We start from the raw sequence: 20,331 nt of genomic DNA on the forward strand, positions 1-20,331 counted from the left end.
TGCTTGGGGCAGACGAGGGGCTGAGCAAGACTTCAACACCCGGCCGCCACCGGGGCCGAAGGAAGGTCGACCAAAATGAGCGAGCGCAGCGAGCGAGTATTCGACGCAGCCATCGTGGTCACGACGCCGCGCATGAGCGGGGCAGTCTTGCGTGAGCGCAGCAAGCGCTCGAAATACGCAGCCACGAGCGTGCTCGTGACGGAGCCTGGCGTCAGCGAGGTGCGGTCATGAGTACCCTGCACAAGTTCAAGGCTTACTTCGGCATGGTTCCACTCGAGGATTACGAAGACGACTATGTCGACGATCGTGCTCCTCGGGTCGCCGACGACCGCGGCGCGCGCAGGGCTCGGCCCCGTGACTACGCCGACCGCGGTGCCTACGGCGCTGATCGCTATGCCGAAGATCGTTACGGCGCAGAGCATTACGGTGCCGACGGGTTCGAAAGGGACGAGCCCGACTACCCGGAGCCCGCCTACAAGTCGCCGTACAAGGCCGGATACCCGGTATCCCGGCGCGACGATTACGCCGACGAGCCCTATGGCGAGGATCGTTACGAGGCGCCGCGGCGTCCCACCCGGATCGAGACCGCGCCGTCGTCCGGCCGGTTCCGCGCGGGCGGCAGCGTGCCGTCGCTGCGTGGCGCCACCCGTGGTGCGCTCGCCGTCGATCCCGAGGCCGAAGAGCGGCGGCTGGAGGAGCGTGTGCGCCCCGAGCCGGCACCCGCGCGCAGGCCGGGGATCTTCGAGGACGGAGGTCCCTTGTCCAAGATCACGACGCTGCGCCCGCGCGACTACAGCGAGGCCCGCATCATCGGTGAGCGCTTCCGCGAGGGCAACCCGGTGATCATGGACCTGGTCGACCTGAGCAACGCCGACGCCAAGCGGCTCGTTGACTTCGCGGCCGGACTGGCGTTCGCGCTGCGCGGTTCCTTCGACAAGGTCGCCACCAAGGTGTTCCTGCTCTCACCGGCCGATGTCGACGTATCAGCCGAGGAACGCCGTCGCATCGCCGAAACCGGCTTCTACAACCAGAAATAAGGTCGTGATCTGGGGGGTGGTGCGGACCGGTCGCTTGCGGTGCGGCGCGGTCATTTTGCGCAAAGCGGATTTTGCGGCAGAGTGAACTCGTGGCCTTGTTCGCGGTGCTGTACTTCGTACTGTTCATCTTCTGGCTGTTGCTGATCAGCCGGGTGATCGTCGAGTTCATCCGTAGCTTCGCACGGGACTGGCGTCCGACCGGTGTCGTGGTCATCATCCTGGAGGTGATCTTCACGATCACCGACCCTCCGGTGAAACTCCTGAGGCGGTTGATACCACCGGTGTCACTGGGAGGAATTCGCCTGGATCTGTCGATTATGGTCCTGCTTTTCATCGTCTTCATCTTGATGTCGATCGTGGGCAGGCTCGGGCAACCGGTAGCCCCGGTGTGACAGAATGGGCCGTGAAGTAGCTTGCTAGATCTGCTAGATCTCCAAAAGACGCGTGAAGGGATCCTTCCATGCCGCTGACTCCAGCCGATGTGCACAACGTCGCGTTCAGCAAACCGCCGATCGGGAAGCGCGGCTACAACGAGGATGAAGTCGACGCCTTCCTGGATCTCGTCGAGCAGGAACTCTCGCGTCTGATCGAGGAAAACGCCGATCTGCGCCAGCGGGTCGCCGAACTCGACGCGGAACTGGCCGATGCCAAGAAGAATCGCGGCCCCGCGGTGCCTGCCAACGTGAAAGCGCCTGTGCAGCAGGCGCCGCCGCCCGAGCCGATCAAGCCGCCGGTCCAGGTGGCCCCGCCTGCGCCGATGCCGGCGCCGCCCGCCCCGAAGGACGCGCCGGGTGTCGACGCGAACCTGCAGGCCGCCAAGGTGCTCAGCCTCGCGCAGGAGATGGCCGACCGGCTCACCAGTGACGCGAAGGTGGAGGCGGAGAACCTGCTGTCCAACGCGCGGGCAAACTCCGAGCGTCTCGTCGGTGACGCCAGGACCCGCTCCGAGGGCATGATCGCCGACGCCAGGCAGAAGGCCGACGCGATGCTCTCCGACGCGCAGTCGCGCTCGGACAACCAGCTGCGCCAGGCCAAGGAGAAGGCCGACGCCCTGCAGGCCGACGCCGAGCGCAAGCACACCGAGATCATGGCGACCATCACCCAGCAGCGCAGCGTGCTGGAGAGCCGGATCGAGCAGCTCAAGACCTTCGAGCGGGAGTACCGGGTGCGGCTGAAGTCCTACCTGGAATCGCAGCTCGAAGAGCTGGAGAACCGCGGTTCGGCGGTGCCGGTCGACGGTGGCGAGGCGTTCGCGGACGCCAACACCGCCAACAACCTGCAGCCGGCCACGTTTGCCAAGGGTGGCAAGTAAGCCGCTCATACTGAGCACGCGCCACCCGGCATGCCTTGGGGGTCACCATGCTCGTCTTGACGCTTGTCCTTGCCGCTGTCGGATTCGCCCTACTGGTCACCGCGCTGACCACCGGATCGGTGATCTGGGCGTGGGGCTGCATCGTGGTGTGCGTGATCGGTGCGGTGCTGCTGCTGGTCAGTGCCCTGTCTATGCGGCGGCCGGACGGCGATGCCACGCCGCCTCCGGGGCGCCACGCCAAACGGTGAGGGAGCGCCGTCCAGAGGTTTGACCGTACTGGCTAGAATCAAACATGAATATGGTGTGGATCCGGTCATCACCGGGGAGCCTTCGGAAGAACAGTGCGGTGCACCGGCACGGTGGCCGCGCCAAGTAGAACCGAACGGGTGAGCCCGTCACAGCTCACAACGAGAGGTCCGGCGGCTCGTCGCCGGGCAAGCGGGGTGGTACCGCGGTATCGACGCACCTGGCGTCGGCATCGTCCCCGTGCCAACGACAAGGCACGAGGAGACGTATCCGCGATGGCGGACCAAACTTCCAGCAACAGTGCGTACCCCCGCGTCGACCTCGGCGTCGCCGGGTCTTCGTTCCCCGAGATGGAACGCCGCGTGCTAGACGCATGGGCGGCCGCCGACACCTTCCGTGCGAGCATCGAAAACCGTTCCGGGGCAGCGGCTTCGGGTTCCGCGCCGGCTCCGGAGTTCGTCTTCTACGATGGCCCGCCCTTTGCCAACGGTCTGCCGCATTACGGGCATTTGCTCACCGGATACGTCAAAGACTTGATCCCGCGTTTCCAGACGATGCGCGGCAAGCGCGTCGATCGCCGTTTCGGCTGGGACTGTCACGGATTGCCCGCGGAAATCGAGGCGGAAAAGCAGCTCGGTATCACGGACAAATCACAGATCGACGCAATGGGTCTGGCCGAATTCAACGCGGCCTGCAAATCCTCGGTGCTGCGCTACACCGGGGAATGGCGCGACTACGTCACCCGCCAGGCGCGTTGGGTGGACTTCGACAACGACTACAAGACCCTCGATCTCGACTTCATGGAGTCGGTGCTGTGGGCGTTCAAGTCGTTGCACGAGAAGGGCCTGATCTACCAGGGCTTCCGGGTGCTGCCCTACAGCTGGTACGAGCAGACGCCGCTGTCGAACCAGGAGACCCGCCTCGACGACGCGTACAAGATGCGCCAGGATCCGGCGGTCACCGTCGACATGGTGCTGCGCGTGCCCGCCGAGCATCCGCTGCACGCCCTCGACGGCGCGAACGCGTTGATCTGGACCACGACCCCGTGGACGTTGCCGTCGAACCTCGCGATCGCGGTGCACCCGGACGTGCGCTACGTGCACCTGCGCGCCGCCGACGGCAAGCGCTATGTGCTGGCGGCCGAACGCGTGTCGCACTACGGCCGCGAGTTCGGGGAAGAGCCGGAGGTGCTCGGCGAGTACGACGGCGCCGCGCTGGTCGGTCTGTCCTACGCGCCGCCGTTCGAGTTCTTCCTCGGCCACCCGAACGCGCACCGGGTGCTCGGCGCGGACTACGTGACCACCGACTCCGGCACCGGAATCGTGCACCTCGCACCGGCTTTCGGTGAGGAGGACATGGATGTCGCCACCGCCAACGGCATCGAGATCGTGCAGCCGCTCGATCCGGGCGGCAAGTTCACCTCGATGGTGCCGCCGTACGAGGGCCTGATGGTGTTCGACGCCAACCCGGTGATCATCAAGGACCTCAAGGCCGCGGGAAAGCTGTTGCGGCACGAGACGATCGAGCACTCCTACCCGCACAGCTGGCGCTCGGGTCAGCCGCTGATCTACATGGCGGTGCCCTCCTGGTTCGTCGCGGTCACCAAGTTCCGCGATCGCATGGTCGAGCTGAACCAGCAGATCAGCTGGGTGCCCGAGCACATCAGGGACGGTCAGTTCGGCAAGTGGCTCGAGGGCGCGCGAGATTGGAACATCAGCCGTAACCGCTACTGGGGCAGCCCGATCCCGGTCTGGGTCTCCGACGACCCGGCTTACCCGCGCATGGACGTCTACGGGTCGCTGGACGAGCTGGAGCGCGACTTCGGCGTGCGCCCGACCGACCTGCACCGGCCGATGATCGACGAGCTCACCCGGCCGAATCCCGATGACCCGACCGGCAAGTCGACCATGCGCCGGGTGCCCGAGGTGCTCGACTGCTGGTTCGAGTCGGGCTCGATGCCCTTCGCTCAGGTGCACTATCCGTTCGAGAACAAGGAGTGGTTCGACAGCCACTTCCCCGGCGACTTCATCGTCGAGTACAACGGCCAGACCCGCGGCTGGTTCTACACACTGCACGTGCTTGCCACCGCGCTCTTCGATAGTCACGCCTTCAAAACCGTTGCCGCGCACGGCATCGTGCTCGGTGACGACGGCCTGAAGATGAGCAAGTCGAAGGGCAACTACCCGAACGTCAACGAGGTGTTCGACCGGGACGGCTCCGACGCGATGCGCTGGTTCCTGATGAGCTCGCCGATCCTGCGCGGCGGCAACCTCATCGTCACCGAGCGTGGTATCCGGGAGGGCGTCAGCCACGCGCTGCGGCCGCTGTGGAACGCGTGGACCTTCCTGCAGCTGTACGCCTCGAAGCCGGGGACATGGCGCACCGACTCGCCGCACGTGCTGGATCGCTACATCCTGGCCAAGCTGGCGCAGACGCGCGAGGTGATGACCGAGGCGCTCGAGACCTACGACATCGCGGGCGCCTGCGAGGAGCTGCGCGGTTTCGCCGACGCGCTCACCAATTGGTATGTGCGCCGGTCGCGTTCGCGGTTCTGGAGCGAGGACACCGACGCGGTGGACACGCTGCACACGGTGCTCGAGGTGGTCACCCGGCTGGCTGCGCCGCTGCTGCCGTTGATCAGCGAGGTGATCTGGCGCGGGCTCACCGGCGGCGAGTCGGTGCACCTGGCGGACTGGCCGAAGGAGGGTGAGCTGACCCGCGATCCCGAGCTGGTCGCCGCGATGGACGAGGTCCGGGTGGTCTGCTCCACCGTGCTGAGCCTGCGCAAGGCGCAGAACCTGCGGGTGCGCCTGCCGCTGGCCGAGGTGACCATCGCGGCCGCCGACGCGCGGCGGTTGGCGCCCTACACCGACATCATCGCCGACGAGGTCAACGTCAAGCAGGTGGACCTGACCACCGATGTCGCCGCGCACGGCCGCTTCGAGCTGGTCGTCAACGCCCGTGCCGCGGGTCCGCGCCTCGGCAAGGACGTGCAGACGGTGATCAAGGCGGTGAAGGCGGGCGAATGGTCGGAGTCCGCCGACGGCGTCGTCACCGCCGCCGGAATCGCCCTGCTCCCCGAGGAATACACGCAGCGACTGGTTGCCGCCGAGCCCGAGTCCACCGCCGCGCTGCCCGGCAACGCGGGCCTGGTGGTGCTGAACTCGGTGGTCACCGAGGAGCTGGAGGCCGAGGGCTGGGCCCGCGACCTCATCCGCGACCTGCAGGAGACCAGGAAGGCGGCCGGGTTCGATGTGTCCGACCGGATCACCGTGGTGCTCGAGGTGCCTGCCGAGCGCAAGGCGTGGGCCGAAACCCACCGCGATCTGATCGCCGGTGAAATCCTGGCCACCACACTGGCTTTCGGTGACGCGGGCAGTTCAGCCGCCGACCTCGTCGGCGGTGTGCGCGCCCAGGTCGCCAAGGCCTGACGTACCGGCGCGGCAGGACGGGACCGGCTACCCGTCCTGCCGCCCGTCCAGTTCGGCTCCTGTGCGGCGTGTCGCTACGCAGTGATGTAGATCACATGCTGTAGATTTGCTGAACTGTCATCGCAGGTCCAGGGCTCGCGGCAGAATCGGCAGTGGTGCTGCTGTTGCGGAGATGGACTGCTGGGATGGCAGTGAGTTCGTGGATTGTCCTACCTGAACTGCGCCGCTCCGGACGTCCGGTGCGGCGGCTGCGGCCCCTGCTCGATGGCGCTGCTCGACCTGGCATCGACCGGGGCCGCCGGATGGCGACCCGCCCGCCGGGCTGCCGGAAGGGACGAGCACGTGAACAGAAAACCCTTGCGCCGCATCGCCTTCGGACTTCTCCTCGCAACCGCCGCGACGTTGCTCATGGCCGGTCCCGGCTGGTCCGACACCGGCAGTGCCACCGGCAGCGCCGAATCCCTCTCGGCCTCGGGCTCCGCCGCGATCCCGCTGCCCAGCTCGAACGGGGTCGGCGCGCTGGCCGCCGCGGTCTCACAGACCGGAAAGCCCTACGAATGGGGCGGCACCGGCCCGTTCACCTGGGACTGCTCCGGCCTGGTGCAGTGGGCGTTCCGGCAGGTCGGCGTCAACCTCCCCAGGACCACCTGGGAGCAGGCCAAAGTGGGCGCGCCCGTCCCGTTCTTCGCGCTCTCCCCGGGTGACGTGGTCGTGCTCAACACCGACGGTTCGCACGTGGGCATCTACGCCGGTTTCGGCCAGATCTTCAACGCCTACGACTGGGGCGTCCCGGTAGGCCTGAGCCCGCTGCGCCAGTTCGACATCTACGCCATCCGCCGCTTCTGACCACCGCCGTGCGCATCCGGACCCGCGGATGTCCACGGCGCCTTGCGGATTCGACCGAAGGGCCGAGACTCGGCGCCGAAGTCCTTGACCTCGGCACGTGGCCTAATCGGTCTCTTCGGCGAGGGAGCGCAGTAGGGGTCCGTACTGGGGGTTGGCCAGCGCGGAGGCGAACTGGGCGACCAGGTAGTCGGCGGGGTTGCCGGTGTCGTACCAGCGACCACGGATGACCTGGCCGAACACCGGGTTGTCGGCGGCGTGCACGTTGATCGCGTCGGTGAGGTAGACCTCGCCGGTGCGGTGTTCGTACCAGGCGCGGGTCTGGGCCCGCAGCTCCTCGATGACACCGGGGGTCACCACGTAGCCGCCGATCGCGGCGTAGTTGGAGGGCGCGTCCTCGGGCTTGGGCTTCTCGCGCAGGCCGGTGATGCGCAGCAGTCCGTTGCCCTGGTCGTCGGCGACCACCGGGACGCCGTAGCGCTGCGATTCGGTCGGGTCCATCGGCATCAGGGCGAGCACCGGTGCGCCGGTCTGCTCGTAGGCGTTGATCAGCTGCTGGGCGCGCGGCACGTCGGCGACGAACACGTCGTCGGGCCACAGCACCAGCATCGGCTCGTCGCCCAGATTGCGCGCGGCGTTCAGCACGGGGGTGCCGTTGCCGTACGGACCGTGCTGGTCGAGGTAGGTGATATGCCCGAGCCGGGACAGCTCGCCGACCTCCTCGACCGCGTCCGCGTAGGCGGTCTTGCCGTCCGCGCGCAACTGCGCCACCAGGGCTGGGTTGGGCCGGAAGTGGTCCTGGATCAGCGACTTTCCGCTGCTGACCACGATGGTGATGTCGGTGATGCCGGAGGAGACCAGCTCGCGGACCGTGTGCTCGATGACCGGCTTGTCGCCGACCGGCAGCATCTCCTTCGGGATGGCCTTGGTCAGCGGGAGGAGCCGGGAACCGATACCGGCGGCCGGGATGACGGCCTTGCGGATCTTCATGGGTCCGATCATCACACATCCCGCGCCGTGACAACGGCGGTCCCCGCGCTTCGCCGAATGTTCACCGAGACCGTGTATTGCGCCGATTGCGCCGACATAATCGCTGGTCACAGGCTTGTTGGTCGGTTGCTGGGCGGCGCGGCGGGATCGGGGTCCGCGCGCGGATCCGCACAGGCAACCGAGGGCTAGCTGTTGTGGGTCGTGACGTTGGTGACGCGGGGCGTGGGGTGGGCTGAAAGGGGGCGGTTCTTCCGGCGGCAGGATGTGAAGCGCCAACTCACACATCCGCCACGCGACCGAAAGAACCGCCGTGTCTCACCGTAATGCCCCGTTGACTGTCGAGGGCCGCCACCGGCTCGTGGACCGCTGCCGGACCCGCCCGATCGCCCATGTCGCCGCCGAGATGGGCATCTCCCGCCGATGTGCGTCGAAGTGGGTCAACAGATTTCGTCAGCACGGCGAGCTCGGGCTCCTCGACCGGTCCAGCGCCCCGCATCTGTCACCATCGGCCACGCCAGTGCAGGTGGTGGCCCGGATCGAACTGTTGCGCCGGACCAGGAAATGGTCCGCTCGCCGGATCTCACTTGAACTGGCAGCCGAAGGCACCCGGATCTCGGTGCGGACCGTGGGCCGGCACCTGGTCCGGCTCGGGCTGAACCGACGCCGGTTTCTGGACCCCAACGGTGAACCGAACCGGGCCCCGCGCCGGATCATCGCCCGCCGACCAGGCCATATGGTCCACATCGATATCAAGAAGGTCGGAAAGATCCCCGACGGCGGCGGCTGGCGCATCCACGGTCGAGGATCGGCCCAGGACAAAGCCGCCCGCGCGGCGAACAAACGTTGCAGGCCCGGTTACGTGTTCCTTCACACCGCTGTCGACGGCTACTCGAGGCTGGCCTACACAGAAGCCTTGCCGGACGAGAAAGCAGTCACGACAATCGGTTTCGCGTTCCGGGCCCGGGCATTTTTCGCCGCTCACGGCATCACCAGCATCGAACGGATCGTCACCGACAACGGTGCCTGCTACAAAGCCCGCGACTTCGCGAAGGTGCTCCTCGGTGCCCGCCATCAGCGGATCACGCCCTACACACCGCGGCACAACGGCAAGGTCGAGCGTTACAACCGGATCCTGGCCGAGGAATTCCTCTACGCCCGCGAGTGGACTTCAGATCTGCAGCGCCAGCAGGCGCTGCAGATCTGGAACATCCACTACAACTATCATCGACCACACTCGGCCGCTGGAAACCGGCCACCAGCGAGCCGCCTCCGAACCGGCGTCACCAACGTCATGGCCTCATACAGCTAGCCCACAGTGACCGGACAGCGTCGCCGCCTGCGCGGAGTTGTCGGTGCGCGGGCGTAGATTCCGAACGGTGAGTACAGACAAGGCGACGGTCGCCGTCGTCCTCGAGTCGCTGGAGCCGCTGGACGTCCGAGCCAGGGCGATGTTCGGTGAGTACGGCCTGTACTGCGACGACAAACTGGTCGCGCTGCTCGCCGACGATCACGTCTTCGTCGAACCGACCGCGGCGGCCGCCGGGTACGCCGAGCAATCCTGGCTCGCGCCACCGTATCCCGGTGCCAAGGACTACTACCGCGTTCCCGACCGGCGGTTGACGGATTCGTCCTGGTTGCGAGAGTTCGTGCGGCACACCGCGGATGCCTTGCCCGCACGGGTGCGCAAGCCCAGGAAATCTTCGGCGAAACGGCGGTGAGCGGGCAGCATCCGGCCGAGCGCGCCGACGCGCACAGCACCGCCCGGCGCTGGGTGCTGCACATCGACATGGACGCGTTCTTCGCCTCGGTCGAGCAGCTGACCCGGCCCACGTTGCGCGGCAGGCCGGTGCTCGTCGGCGGCACCGGCGGGCGCGGTGTGGTCGCGGGGGCCAGTTATGAGGCGCGGGTGTACGGCGCGCGCTCGGCGATGCCGATGCACCAGGCGCGCAGGCTGGTCGGCGCCAGCGCGGTGGTGGTGCCGCCGCGCGGCGCGGTGTACGGGGTGCTGAGCGGGCAGGTGTTCGACACCTTGCGCGCCAGGATCCCGGTGCTGGAGACGCTGTCGTTCGACGAGGCCTTCGGCGAACCCGCCGAACTGGCCGGCGCCACCGTGGCCGAGGTGCACGAGTTCTGCGCGCGGTTGCGCGCCGCGGTGCGCGAACGCACCGGGCTCACCGCTTCGGTCGGCGCGGGCACCGGCAAGCAGCTGGCCAAGATCGCCTCCGGGCTCGCCAAACCCGATGGCATCCGGGTGGTTTCGCCGGACGAGCAGCAGCGGATGCTGGCCGCGCTGCCGGTGCGCAAGCTGTGGGGGATCGGCCCGGTGGCCGAGCACAAGCTGCGCTCGCTCGGCATCGAGACGGTGGGCGCGTTCGCCGCGCTGCCGGAGTCCGAGGCGGTGTCGATCCTCGGCGGCAGCGTGGGCGCGTCGCTGCACCGGCTGGCCCGCGGGGTCGACGACCGCCCGGTCGCCGAGCGGGCCGAGGCCAAACAGATCAGCGCCGAGACCACCTACGAGAGCGATATCGTCACCCTCGCCCAGCTGCGCCCCGCGATCGAGGCGATGGCGGCGGCCGCGCATCGCAGGCTGCGCAAGGACGGGCGGGCGGCGCGCACCGTGGTGCTCAAGCTGAAGAAGTCCGATATGAGCATCGTGACCCGTTCGTTCACCCTGCCGTATGCCACCGAGGACCTCACCACGCTGTCCACCGCCGCGCAGCGCTCGGCGATCGATCCGGCCGAGCTCGGCCCGATCCGCCTGGTCGGGGTCGGCTACGGCGGATTGTCCACGGTCCGGCAGGAATCGCTGTTCCCCGAGCTGGACCAGGCGCCCGTCATCGACCAGCGCACGGCCGTCGCGGACGAGGGGTGGACCGCGGCCGGGCCGGTGCCTGCGCCGAGCGTATTGGTTCCGGCCCAGCTGCTGCCCGAGGTCTCGCCCGCTCAGTCCGCGCTGTCGGTCCCGATCTGGCACCGCGGCATGGATGTCGAACATCCCGAGTACGGCCACGGCTGGGTGCAGGGCGGTGGTTACGGCGTGGTGACCGTGCGGTTCGAGACCCGCTCCACCGGACCGGGCCCGGCGCGCACCTTCGCCGCGGATGACGCGGATCTGACCAGAGCCGATCCGTTGCGCAGTCTGCGGTGAGCGCGGCGGTGAACGGCTCGACATCGCCGAGCGCGGCGCGTACGTTCGCTGCCGACGACATCAGTCCGTCCCGTGTGGATCCATGCGGTACTCCGCTGTGCCGGTAGCCTGGGAGCTCGTGCAGCGCCGCCGGTTCGGGTGGAGGCTGCCATCAGTGGACATGACACGGACCTACTCGAACGCAAAGGACGAGCAGTTGAAGCTTCGTAAGACTGGACGCATCGCGATCGCCGGATTGGCTGTCGTCGCGGCGCTTGGCATGACCGCGTGCGGCGATGACAAGGACAGCAAGCCGGCCGCCAAGACGACGACCAGCGCCAAGGCGTCGGCGTCGGCGAGCGCGAACCTGCCGCCGGTCCCGACTCCGGCCGAACTGAACGCCCAGCTGCAGCGGGCGCTCGACCCGTCGGTGCCGAACGCGGAGAAGCTGGACGGCGTGCAGGGCGCGGAGGCCGATCCGGAACTGCCGAACCGTCTCGCCGAGGCGGCCAAGGGCGCCAATGTCAACGTCGAGGTCACCGATGTGACCGCGTTCGGTGACAGCGTCAACGCCAAGGCCAAGGTCGTCCTCAACGGCCAGGAGAACATCGTCGACGTGCCGTTCGTCGCGGAGAACGGCAAGTGGAAGATCCAGAAGGCATGGGCGTGCGGCATGCTGACCAACCTCGGTCAGCAGTCCGTCGCCTGCGGCTAGTACCGACGTCGCCGCGGCCGGCTCGATGAGCCGGCCGCGCGGCGCAAGATCCGAGTCACCGATTCGGACGCAGGTACCTGGCACTCTGTGTCATCCGATGTTTACGCGCTAGCATGCACCGTCGTGACTGTCTCTGACGCTGTGCGCGAATCTCCTCAACCGTCGGCGCAGCGTGCGGACCAGTACGAAGAGCGCGGCACGAAAGACGCTGGGCGCCTGCGTCTGCTCGCGATCGTCAGCGGGCTCGTCGCGGTTCTCGCCGCGGTGTCGCTGCCTTTTCTGCCGGTGCGACAAGATCAGGCGAGTGTGTCGTGGCCGCAGGCCGCGGCGGTCACCTCGGTGACCGCACCGCTGATCACCTACGCGCCGATGAACCTGACCGCCGAGGTCCCGTGCGCCGCGTTCGACGCGCTCGCCGACACGGGTGGCGTTGTGCTGTCGACGATTCCGCGACAGTCCCCGGAGCTGGAACGCTACGGCTTGGTCGTCAAGGTCGTCGCGGACACCGCCGACCGGCCGGGCCGGGTGGACGTGGTCTCGCGCAACATGCTGCTGTGGTCCTCGTCGTTGAGCGCGGTCCGTAATGGCAACTGTGCCATCGCGATCGAGATGAGTATGCCGCGCAGCACCGTCTCGGTGCGCGGCCTCGACGACGCCGGGAAGGTCTTCGACAGCGATGTCCGGCCGCAGGTGGTCGGCGTGTTCAGCGAGCTGACCGGTGCCGCGCCGCCCGGCCTGCACGTGAATGTCGCGGTGGATTCCCGGTTCTCGTCCTCGCCCACGGTGCTCAAATCGGTCGTGATCGGCCTCGCCGCGCTGGCCACGCTGGTCGCCCTGGTCGCGCTGTACCGGTTGGACGCCGGGGACGGTCGCCGGACGCGGCGCTTCCTGCCCACCCGGTGGTGGCGACTGCGGGCGCCGGACTACCTGGTGTTCGCCACCATGCTGGTGTGGCATTTCATCGGCGCCAACACCTCCGACGACGGCTACATCCTCGGGATGGCGCGCGCGTCGCGCAGTTCGGGCTTCATGTCGAACTACTACCGCTGGTTCAGCATCGACGAGGGACCCTTCTACACGCCCTACACCGACATGATCGCGCTGCTGACGCACGTGTCGTCAGTGAGCCCCTTTGTCCGCCTGCCCACCTTGCTCGTCGGCGTGCTCACCTGGTGGGTGATCAGCCGTGAGATCCTGCCGCGCCTCGGTGTCGCGTTGCGCGACAACAGGATTGTGGTATGGACAAGTGCGCTGGTGTTCCTCGCGTTCTGGTTGCCCTACAACAACGGCCTGCGCGCCGAACCGTTCGTCGCGCTCGGCGTGATCCTCACCTGGGCCTCGGTGGAGCGGGCGATCGCGACCCGCAGGCTGCTGCCCTACGCCATGGCCGTCATCATCGCGGCGTTCACCTTGACCGTGGCCCCGTCCGGCCTGATCTGCCTCGGCGCGCTGGCGGCCGGTGCGCGCACGATGACGGCGGTACTCGTGCGGCGGGCGAAGCGGTCCGGCTATCTCGCGTTGCTGCTGCCGGGGCTGGCGGCGGGCGTGGTGGTCCTCACCGTGGTCTTCGCGGACCGGACCCTGGCAGGCACCATGGAAATGTTCTACGTGCACGACAGGATCGGGCCCGGTGAATCGTGGTTCTTCGAGTTCCTGCGCTACCAGTACCTGCTCCAGATCAACGCCGACGGCTGGCTGACCCGGCGGTTCGGCATGTTCGTGCTGCTGCTCGGCCTGGTGGCCTGCGTGGTCACCATGCTGCGCCGGGGCGGGCACATCCCGGGGACCGCGGTCGGTCCGTCGCGCAGGCTCATCGGCATCACCTGCGCCGCGATGGTGTTCCTGATGTTCTCGCCGACGAAGTGGACCCACCAGTTCGGCGTGTTCGCCGGCCTGGCCGGCTGCGTCGCGGCGCTCACCGCGGTCGCGATCAGCCCGCGCGTCATGGGCCCGCTGCGCAACCGGGCCTTGTTCGCCGCCGCGATCTTCTTCGCGCTGGCGCTGACCTTCGTCGGTGCGAACGGCTACTGGTATGTGTCGGCGTGGGGCATCCCGTGGTGGGACAAGCCGCCGACGTTGGCCGGCTTCGGCCTGTCGAGTTTCGCGGCGGGGCTGTCGGTGCTCGCGCTGGCACTCGCGGCGTGGTTCCACGTGCGCCCGCGGAGCCAGCCGCGTGCGGGCTCGGTGCCGGGCCGGATCGCGCGCGTGCCGGTGCTCGCCGTCGTCGCGGCGGCGATGGTGCTGTTCGAGGTGCTCTCGTTCGCGAAAGCGGCTGTGGCGCAGTATCCGTCGTATTCGCTCGCGCAATCCAACCTGTCCGCCGCGGTGTCCGGCGGCTGCGGCCTGGCCGACCAGGTGCTGATCGAGACCGATCCCAACGCGTCGGTGCTCAGCCCGCTGACCGGTCCGGCCGCGACGGCGCTGGCCGGCCCCGGCACCACCGGCTTCACCCCCGACGGGGTGGCCATGGACCTGACCTCCGACGAGGTCGAATCCACCACGGGCAAGGCGAATTCCGTCACCAGCGCCGACTCCGCCGATACCGCCGACCCGAAGGCGGGGGCGACCTCGCCCGGGTCGGAGGCCGGTACCTCGGGCGCAGGCATCAACGGCAGCAGCGTCCCGCTGCCGTTCGGTCTGGATCCGGCGGCCATTCCGGTGCTCGGCAGCTACCGTGACGGCGCGCAGGTGCCCGCCGAACTGACCAGCGGCTGGTACCGACTTCCGCAGGACCACAACGGAAGTCGCGGCCCGATCATCGCGATCTCGGTGGCGGGCCGGATCCGCCACGTGGACAGCGACGGCATCGTGCACCCCGGCCAGGACCTGCGCGTCGAGTACGGGCGGTCCGGGGCCGACGGCACGGCGGTCACCCTCGGCAGCGTCGACCCGATCGATATCGGGCCGTCCCCGTCGTGGCGCAACGTGCGCGTACCGTTCGACCTGCTGCCCGCCGACGCCGATGTGGTCCGGATCGTGGCCGGTGACAAGGATCTCGGCAGGGACCAGTGGCTCGCGGTGACACCGCCGCGGGTGCCGCAGCTGAAAACCATGACCGCCGTGGTGGGTTCGCAGACGCCGGTGCTGCTGGACTGGGAGGTCGGCATGAACTTTCCGTGCCAGAACCTGGCGCCTACCTACGCGGGCGTGGCGGACCTGCCCGTCTACCGCATCCTGCCGGACCGCAACGGCGCCACCATCACCAACCTCTGGCAGGCGCATGACGGCGGCGGTCCGCTCGGCTGGACTCAGTTGCTGTTCAGCGCCCGCACCCTGCCCACGTATCTGAAGGACGACTGGGATCGCGACTGGGGCTCGATCGAGCAGTACCTCCCGCTGGACGCGAACGCCAAGCCCGCGCAGGTGCACATCGACGAGACCCGTCGCTGGGGCACCTGGACTCCCGGCCACATCAACACCGTCTGGTAGCGGCGGGGCGTCACGCGTCGGCGGTCGGCGCCGTGGACTCGGTGGCCGCCGCGGCCCGGCGCGCGGCGTCGCGGGTGCGGCGGGCGCGCAGCAGGGCGTGGGCGGTGAAGACGGCCAGCGCGGTCCAGATGAGCGCGAAACCGGCCCAGCGGGAGGCGGGCATGGGTTCGTGCGCCACGGCGACGCCCCAGGCCATCTGCAGGGCGGGCGTGAGGTACTGGAGCAGGCCCATGGTGGACAGCGGAACCCGCTGCGCGGCGACCGAGAACAGCAGCAGCGGCACCAGGGTGACCGGTCCTGTGGCCAGCATGAGCGCGGTATGCGCTGGGCTGGAAGCGAATTCGCTGCGCCCGAGCAGCGCGAGCGCGAGCACGAAGCTCAGTGCGATCGGCGCGGCGACCACGCCCTCCGCGGCGATCCCGCGCAGCGCGTCCAGTGGGATCACCTTCTTGACCAATCCATAGGTCGCGAACGAGCAGGCCAGGACGAGCGCGATCACCGGCGGCCTGCCGTAGTCGATGGTCAGCACGGCCACCGCCGCGGCCCCGAGCCCGAGCGCGGCCCACTGCGCGGGCGCCAGCCGCTCTCGGAACAGCACCACGCCGAACGCCACGGTGACCAGCGGGTTGATGAAGTACCCCAGCGCGCACTCCACGACGTGCCCGGAGATCACCCCGTAGACGTACACGCCCCAGTTGACCGCGATCGCCGCCGAGGCCAACGCGGCCAGCCGCCAGGTACGCGCGCCGATGCCGCGCAGCTGACCGAGCCGCCCGGTCAGCGCCAGCGCCGCGAGCACCACCACCAGCGTCCACAGGATGCGCTGCGCGACCACCTCCGCGGCGTCGGCGAACGCCAGCAAGCCGAAGAACGCTGGGAACAGACCCCAGAGAAAGAAGGCGCTCGTACCGAACGCAACACCTGGGATGGACCGGTTCCGCTGCACGCTTGCGACGCTACTTCTCACGTAGCCTTGCGGTCATGTCGACTACCGTGCAGGCATCGCGTGCCACCGGACTGACCGCGGCGGAGGTCGAGCAACGTCGCCGCGACGGGCTCACCAACGACGTACCCGATCGGGCCAGTCGCTCGGTACGCGACATCATCCGGGCCAACGTCTTCACCCGGATCAACGCCATCCTCGGCGTGCTGTTCATCCTGGTGCTGTCCACCGGTTCGATCATCGACGGCATGTTCGGCCTGTTGATCGTCGCGAACAGCGCGGTCGGCATCATCCAGGAGATCCGCGCCAAGCGCACCCTGGACCAGTTGGCCATCGTCAGCCAGGCCAAGCCGACCGTGCGCCGCGACGGCAAGGCGGTCGAGGTCGCCCCGCGCGAGGTGGTGCTCGACGATCTGATCGAGCTCGGCCCTGGCGATCAGATCGTAGTGGACGGCGAGGTGGCCGAGACCGCGCTGCTCGAGGTCGACGAGTCGCTGCTCACCGGCGAGGCGGACCCGATCGACAAGCAGGTCGGCGATCAGGTGATGTCGGGCAGCTACGTGGTCTCCGGCTCGGGCTGCTACCGCGCGACCAAGGTCGGCAAGGACGCCTACGCGGCGAAGCTGGCCGAGGAGGCGAGCAAGTTCACCCTGGTGAAGTCGGAGCTGCGCAGCGGCATCGACACCATCCTCAAGGTGATCACCTACCTGCTGATCCCGGCGGGCGCGCTGAGCATCTACAACCAGCTGGTCTCCAGCAAGGAATCGTGGCGGCCCGCGGTGACCGGCATGGTCGCGGCGCTGGTGCCCATGGTGCCCGAGGGTCTGGTGCTGATGACCTCGGTCGCGTTCGCGGTGGGTGTGGTGCGGCTGGGCCGGCGCAAGTGCCTCGTGCAGGAGCTGCCCGCGATCGAGGGCCTGGCCCGGGTCGATGTGGTGTGCGCGGACAAGACCGGCACGCTGACCGAGAACGGCATGCGCCTCTCGGCGATCAAGACGTTGGACTCGTTCGCGGACAACGACGTTCGGCAGGCACTTGCCGCGCTGGCGGCCGACGATCCGCGCCCGAACGCGAGCGTGCAGGCCATCGCCGAGGCACTGCCGGACGGGCCGGGCTGGCAGCGCACCGCGGTCGCCCCGTTCTCCTCGGCCAAGAAGTGGAGCGGGTGCTCCTACGGCGAGCACGGCGACTGGCTGCTCGGCGCGCCCGACGTGCTGCTCGACCCGGCCTCCGAAGACGCCAGGGTGGCAGAGGAACTCGGCTCGTCGGGGCTGCGCATCCTGTTGCTCGCGCGCAGTGACCGCCCGGTCGACGCTGCCGACGCGCCGGGCACCGTGCGGCCCGCGGCGTTGGTCGTGCTGGAGCAGCGGGTGCGCCCCGATGCCAAGGAAACGCTGGAGTACTTCGCCGACCAGAACGTGTCGATCAAGGTGATCTCCGGCGACAACGCCGTCTCGGTCGGCGCGGTCGCGTCCTCGCTGGATCTGCCCGGCGGTGAGCACGCCGTCGACGCGCGCCGCTTGCCCGAGGACCGGGACCAACTCGCCGACGTGCTCGAGGACAAGACCACCTTCGGCCGGGTCCGCCCGGACCAGAAGCGCGCCATGGTGGCCGCCCTGCAGTCGCGCGGGCACACCGTCGCGATGACCGGTGACGGGGTCAACGACGTGCTCGCCCTGAAGGATTCCGATATCGGCGTCGCGATGGGCGCGGGCAGCCCCGCCACCCGCGCGGTGGCGCAGATCGTGCTGCTGGACAACAAGTTCGCCACCCTGCCGTACGTGGTCGGCGAGGGCAGACGAGTCATCGGCAACATCGAGCGGGTCTCGAACCTGTTCCTCACCAAGACCGTCTACTCGGTGCTGCTGGCGTTCCTGGTCGGCCTGGCGGGCGTCGGCTCGCAGATCTTCGGCTACGACCCGATCGGCTATCCGTTCCTGCCGCGCCACGTGACGATCGCGGCCTGGTTCACCATCGGCATCCCGGCCTTCATCCTCTCGCTCGCGCCGAACAACGAGCGGGCCCGCAGCGGATTCGTCCGGCGCGTCATGCGATTGGCCATTCCCTCCGGCGTGGTGATCGGTGTGGCCACCTTCGTGGCCTACCTGATCGCCTACGCCGGACCGGAAGCCTCCCAGCAGCAGAAGGAACAGGCGGGCACCACCGCGTTGATCACGCTGATCATGATCGCGGTGTGGGTGCTCGCCATCGTGGCCCGGCCGTACGTGTGGTGGAAGGTGGTGTTGATCAGCGCCTCGGTCGCGGCGTATGTGTTCTTGTTCACGGTGCCGTTCACCCGGGAGTTCTTCAAGCTCGATCCGTCCAATGTCGCGCTCACCACGGCCGCGTTCATCTGTGGCGCCGTCGGCATCGTGCTCGTGGAGCTGGCCTGGTGGGTGAGCGCGGCGCTGCTCGGCGACAAACGGGAACTGTTTCCGACCGCAAATAGTGCAGGAGCCTGACAAACTGGACACCTGACCCGGCGCGCCGCGAGAAGCCTTGTGCGAGGCGCGTATTCAGTGTTGGAGTACCTTCTCCCATTATGGAGGTACTGCTGCACCAGATCGACGCGTTCGCGGACGCACCGTTCTCGGGCAACCCAGCCGCGGTGATGCCGCTCCCGTCGTGGCTCCCTGATACGTTGCTGCAACACCTGGCCGAGGAGAACAACCTCGCCGAAACCGCCTTCTACACCGCGGAATTACCGCCGGACGCGGGCCCGCCGCCGGGTGCGTGGCCCGCGTTCCATCTGCGCTGGTTCACCCCGGAGGTGGAGGTGGACATGTGCGGGCACGCCACGGTAGCCAGTGCCGCACAGATTTTGGAGGACATGCATCCCGGCGCCGACCGGGTGAGCTTCTTCACCCGCAGCGGCTGGCTGCACGTCGACCGCACCGACGACGACGAGTTCGTGCTCGATCTGCCCGCGGTGCCCGCGACCGAGGTCGAGCCCGATCTCGTGCTCGTCGCCGCGCTCGGGGTGCGCCCGGTGCGCGCGTTCACCGGCGTCGACGAGGTGATCGTGGTGGCCACCGAACAGGAAGTCCGCGACGCCGAACCGATTTTCACTTCGTTCCCACCCATGACCCGCGGCGCGATCGTCACCGCGCGCGGTACGAGCACCGACTTCGTCTCGCGCTTCTTCGCTCCCGGTGTCGGCGTGCCGGAGGACCCGGTCACCGGATCGGCGCACGCGCAACTGGTTCCGCTGTGGGCGGACGAACTCGGCCGGACCGAGCTCACCGCGCGGCAGCTGTCCCGCCGCGGTGGCGGCCTGCGCTGCGAGCTCGCCGGCGACCGCGTGCTGCTGTTCGGCCGGTGCCGCCGATATCTGGACGGCGTTGTGCGCCTACCGGACTGACCGGACCACGCGCGACCCCGGCGAGCGCCCGTCGGCGGGCCGGAGTCGCGTTCTGCCACCGCGGTGCCCCATGGCCGCACCGCGGTGTAGCGGGCCTCTGCCAGGATGACACGGGGTTGACTCATCCCGGCAGAGGCCCGCTCTTCGTCCGCTGCCGTCCCTGCTCGATCGCACCGGTCGGAAAGCGGGTGGGGCTCAGGAGATATCGGACCGGTCTGTCGCGACTACCGGTCGGGGACCGGGCCGTCGTCCGGGCCGGGCACGGCCGTGTCGAGTTGGTCGGGGCGCAGCGCGACGACGGCGAACCGGCCCGCGACGGCGTCCGCGGGCAGCGCCTCGACCGCGCGGATGCCGTTCTGGGCGGCCAGGTTTCGCAGGCGATCGAGGGGCCCGCGCACTACAAGGCCGACGCCGCAGGCGCAGCCGTCGCGCAGCCGGGCCGCCGAGACCGCGATGACCCGGGCGCCGCGTTCGTCGGAGGTGGACGGGAGCAGCCAGGCCGCGTCGGCGGCGGAGGCGACCGCCGCGGCGTCTCCCGCGGGCACCGGGACGAACACGAGCGGGGTCTGCACGCGGGGGAGCGGAACCTGATAGAGCACCTGCGCGATGCGCAGACCCCCGCTGTGTTCCGGCAGCTGATCGGGGGTGAGCGGTGCGGTGAACGAGACCAGCGCCCAGTGCTCGGCGTCGTCGGCACCGCCGAGCGAATCCCGTGCGCGGGCAAGGTAATCGGCGATCGGCTCGCCCCGCTCCGGTCCGAGCCGATCGGTGAACACCCCCGCCTCGCGCGGCGGGTTCAGCACGCCGAGCAATCCGACGAGAGCGACGACGACAACGACCGCGGCCCCGTAGCCGAGGCCGCGCCACAGCGACCGGCGGCGCTCGCCGGGTACCGCA

17 protein-coding genes are annotated in these 20,331 nt (G+C 68.7%); 14 read left to right on the forward strand and 3 right to left on the reverse strand.

What is annotated here, in order from left to right:
* Nucleotides 1-75: 75 nt before the first annotated feature.
* The 7 genes from F5X71_RS11485 (at nt 76) to F5X71_RS11515 (ending at nt 6,872) form a co-directional block, all read left to right on the forward strand.
* Entirely contained in the window at nt 76-231 is a 156-nt protein-coding gene (locus F5X71_RS11485; RefSeq protein ID WP_167461926.1) for a hypothetical protein, read from the forward strand.
* Nucleotides 228-1,037, forward strand: coding sequence for a cell division protein SepF (locus F5X71_RS11490; protein ID WP_167461927.1), 810 nt, complete (start codon nt 228-230; stop codon nt 1,035-1,037). The genes F5X71_RS11485 and F5X71_RS11490 overlap by 4 nt, the downstream gene beginning before the upstream one ends.
* An 89-nt stretch (nt 1,038-1,126) precedes the next feature.
* Nucleotides 1,127-1,429, forward strand: a complete 303-nt coding sequence (locus tag F5X71_RS11495; RefSeq protein WP_014983168.1) for a YggT family protein — start codon at nt 1,127-1,129, stop codon at nt 1,427-1,429.
* 68 nt (nt 1,430-1,497) lie between these two features.
* Nucleotides 1,498-2,349, forward strand: coding sequence for a DivIVA-like cell division protein Wag31 (gene wag31, locus F5X71_RS11500; protein WP_167461928.1), 852 nt, complete (start codon nt 1,498-1,500; stop codon nt 2,347-2,349).
* Between the two features lie 47 nt (nt 2,350-2,396).
* Nucleotides 2,397-2,597: a hypothetical protein gene (locus F5X71_RS11505; RefSeq protein ID WP_167461929.1), complete on the forward strand. Its 201-nt coding sequence runs from the start codon at nt 2,397-2,399 to the stop codon at nt 2,595-2,597.
* 273 nt (nt 2,598-2,870) lie between these two features.
* Nucleotides 2,871-6,026, forward strand: a complete 3,156-nt coding sequence (ileS, locus tag F5X71_RS11510; protein WP_167461930.1) for an isoleucine--tRNA ligase — start codon at nt 2,871-2,873, stop codon at nt 6,024-6,026.
* Nucleotides 6,027-6,383: 357 nt separating this feature from the next.
* Nucleotides 6,384-6,872, forward strand: coding sequence for an NlpC/P60 family protein (locus F5X71_RS11515; RefSeq protein WP_428981485.1), 489 nt, complete (start codon nt 6,384-6,386; stop codon nt 6,870-6,872).
* Nucleotides 6,873-6,974: 102 nt separating this feature from the next.
* On the opposite strand, the gene F5X71_RS11520 is transcribed toward F5X71_RS11515, so the two are convergent.
* On the reverse strand, nt 6,975-7,859 hold the full coding sequence (locus F5X71_RS11520) for a UTP--glucose-1-phosphate uridylyltransferase (RefSeq protein ID WP_203218286.1): 885 nt from the start codon (nt 7,857-7,859) through the stop codon (nt 6,975-6,977).
* A 310-nt stretch (nt 7,860-8,169) separates the two neighbouring features.
* On the opposite strand from F5X71_RS11520, the gene F5X71_RS11525 reads away from it, so the two are divergent.
* The 5 genes from F5X71_RS11525 to F5X71_RS11545 all read left to right on the forward strand — a co-directional run bounded on the left by F5X71_RS11525 (nt 8,170) and on the right by F5X71_RS11545 (nt 15,130).
* Complete coding sequence (locus F5X71_RS11525) at nt 8,170-9,168, forward strand: IS481 family transposase (protein ID WP_167461933.1); 999 nt, start codon at nt 8,170-8,172, stop codon at nt 9,166-9,168.
* Nucleotides 9,169-9,235: 67 nt separating this feature from the next.
* Complete coding sequence (locus F5X71_RS11530; protein ID WP_167461934.1) at nt 9,236-9,577, forward strand: TfoX/Sxy family protein; 342 nt, start codon at nt 9,236-9,238, stop codon at nt 9,575-9,577.
* Nucleotides 9,574-11,007, forward strand: coding sequence for a DNA polymerase IV (locus F5X71_RS11535; RefSeq protein ID WP_167461935.1), 1,434 nt, complete (start codon nt 9,574-9,576; stop codon nt 11,005-11,007). Before F5X71_RS11530 ends, F5X71_RS11535 begins: the two co-directional genes overlap by 4 nt.
* Before the next feature lie 160 nt (nt 11,008-11,167).
* Nucleotides 11,168-11,701, forward strand: a complete 534-nt coding sequence (locus F5X71_RS11540) for a hypothetical protein (RefSeq protein ID WP_167466393.1) — start codon at nt 11,168-11,170, stop codon at nt 11,699-11,701.
* A gap of 123 nt (nt 11,702-11,824) precedes the next feature.
* Nucleotides 11,825-15,130, forward strand: a complete 3,306-nt coding sequence (locus tag F5X71_RS11545) for an arabinosyltransferase domain-containing protein (RefSeq protein WP_238815842.1) — start codon at nt 11,825-11,827, stop codon at nt 15,128-15,130.
* A gap of 10 nt (nt 15,131-15,140) precedes the next feature.
* Here F5X71_RS11545 and rarD read toward each other — a convergent pair whose 3' ends face one another.
* Nucleotides 15,141-16,076 carry an EamA family transporter RarD gene (gene rarD, locus F5X71_RS11550; protein ID WP_167461936.1) on the reverse strand — a complete coding sequence of 312 codons (936 nt, stop codon included), beginning with the start codon at nt 16,074-16,076 and terminating at the stop codon, nt 15,141-15,143.
* A gap of 35 nt (nt 16,077-16,111) precedes the next feature.
* On the opposite strand from rarD, the gene F5X71_RS11555 reads away from it, so the two are divergent.
* Nucleotides 16,112-18,535, forward strand: coding sequence for an HAD-IC family P-type ATPase (locus tag F5X71_RS11555; protein ID WP_167461937.1), 2,424 nt, complete (start codon nt 16,112-16,114; stop codon nt 18,533-18,535).
* An 80-nt stretch (nt 18,536-18,615) separates the two neighbouring features.
* Entirely contained in the window at nt 18,616-19,434 is an 819-nt protein-coding gene (locus tag F5X71_RS11560) for a PhzF family phenazine biosynthesis protein (RefSeq protein ID WP_167461938.1), read from the forward strand.
* 224 nt (nt 19,435-19,658) lie between these two features.
* On the opposite strand, the gene F5X71_RS11565 is transcribed toward F5X71_RS11560, so the two are convergent.
* Nucleotides 19,659-20,303, reverse strand: a complete 645-nt coding sequence (locus F5X71_RS11565; protein WP_167466395.1) for a hypothetical protein — start codon at nt 20,301-20,303, stop codon at nt 19,659-19,661.
* Nucleotides 20,304-20,331 lie beyond the last annotated feature (28 nt).

Origin of the sequence: Nocardia brasiliensis, from assembly GCF_011801125.1 — a bacterium.
Classification (GTDB): domain Bacteria; phylum Actinomycetota; class Actinomycetes; order Mycobacteriales; family Mycobacteriaceae; genus Nocardia; species Nocardia brasiliensis_C.

Excerpts from the sequence above, each read along its gene's own strand:
- F5X71_RS11485 (WP_167461926.1), top strand. The coding sequence starts at position 76 with ATGAGCGAGCGCAGCGAGCGAGTATTCGACGCAGCCATCGTGGTCACG.
- F5X71_RS11490 (WP_167461927.1), top strand. The coding sequence starts at position 228 with ATGAGTACCCTGCACAAGTTCAAGGCTTACTTCGGCATGGTTCCACTC.
- wag31 (WP_167461928.1), top strand. The coding sequence starts at position 1,498 with ATGCCGCTGACTCCAGCCGATGTGCACAACGTCGCGTTCAGCAAACCG.
- F5X71_RS11505 (WP_167461929.1), top strand. The coding sequence starts at position 2,397 with ATGCTCGTCTTGACGCTTGTCCTTGCCGCTGTCGGATTCGCCCTACTG.
- ileS (WP_167461930.1), top strand. The coding sequence starts at position 2,871 with ATGGCGGACCAAACTTCCAGCAACAGTGCGTACCCCCGCGTCGACCTC.
- F5X71_RS11520 (WP_203218286.1), bottom strand. The coding sequence starts at position 7,859 with ATGAAGATCCGCAAGGCCGTCATCCCGGCCGCCGGTATCGGTTCCCGG.
- F5X71_RS11540 (WP_167466393.1), top strand. The coding sequence starts at position 11,168 with ATGACACGGACCTACTCGAACGCAAAGGACGAGCAGTTGAAGCTTCGT.
- F5X71_RS11555 (WP_167461937.1), top strand. The coding sequence starts at position 16,112 with ATGTCGACTACCGTGCAGGCATCGCGTGCCACCGGACTGACCGCGGCG.
- F5X71_RS11560 (WP_167461938.1), top strand. The coding sequence starts at position 18,616 with ATGGAGGTACTGCTGCACCAGATCGACGCGTTCGCGGACGCACCGTTC.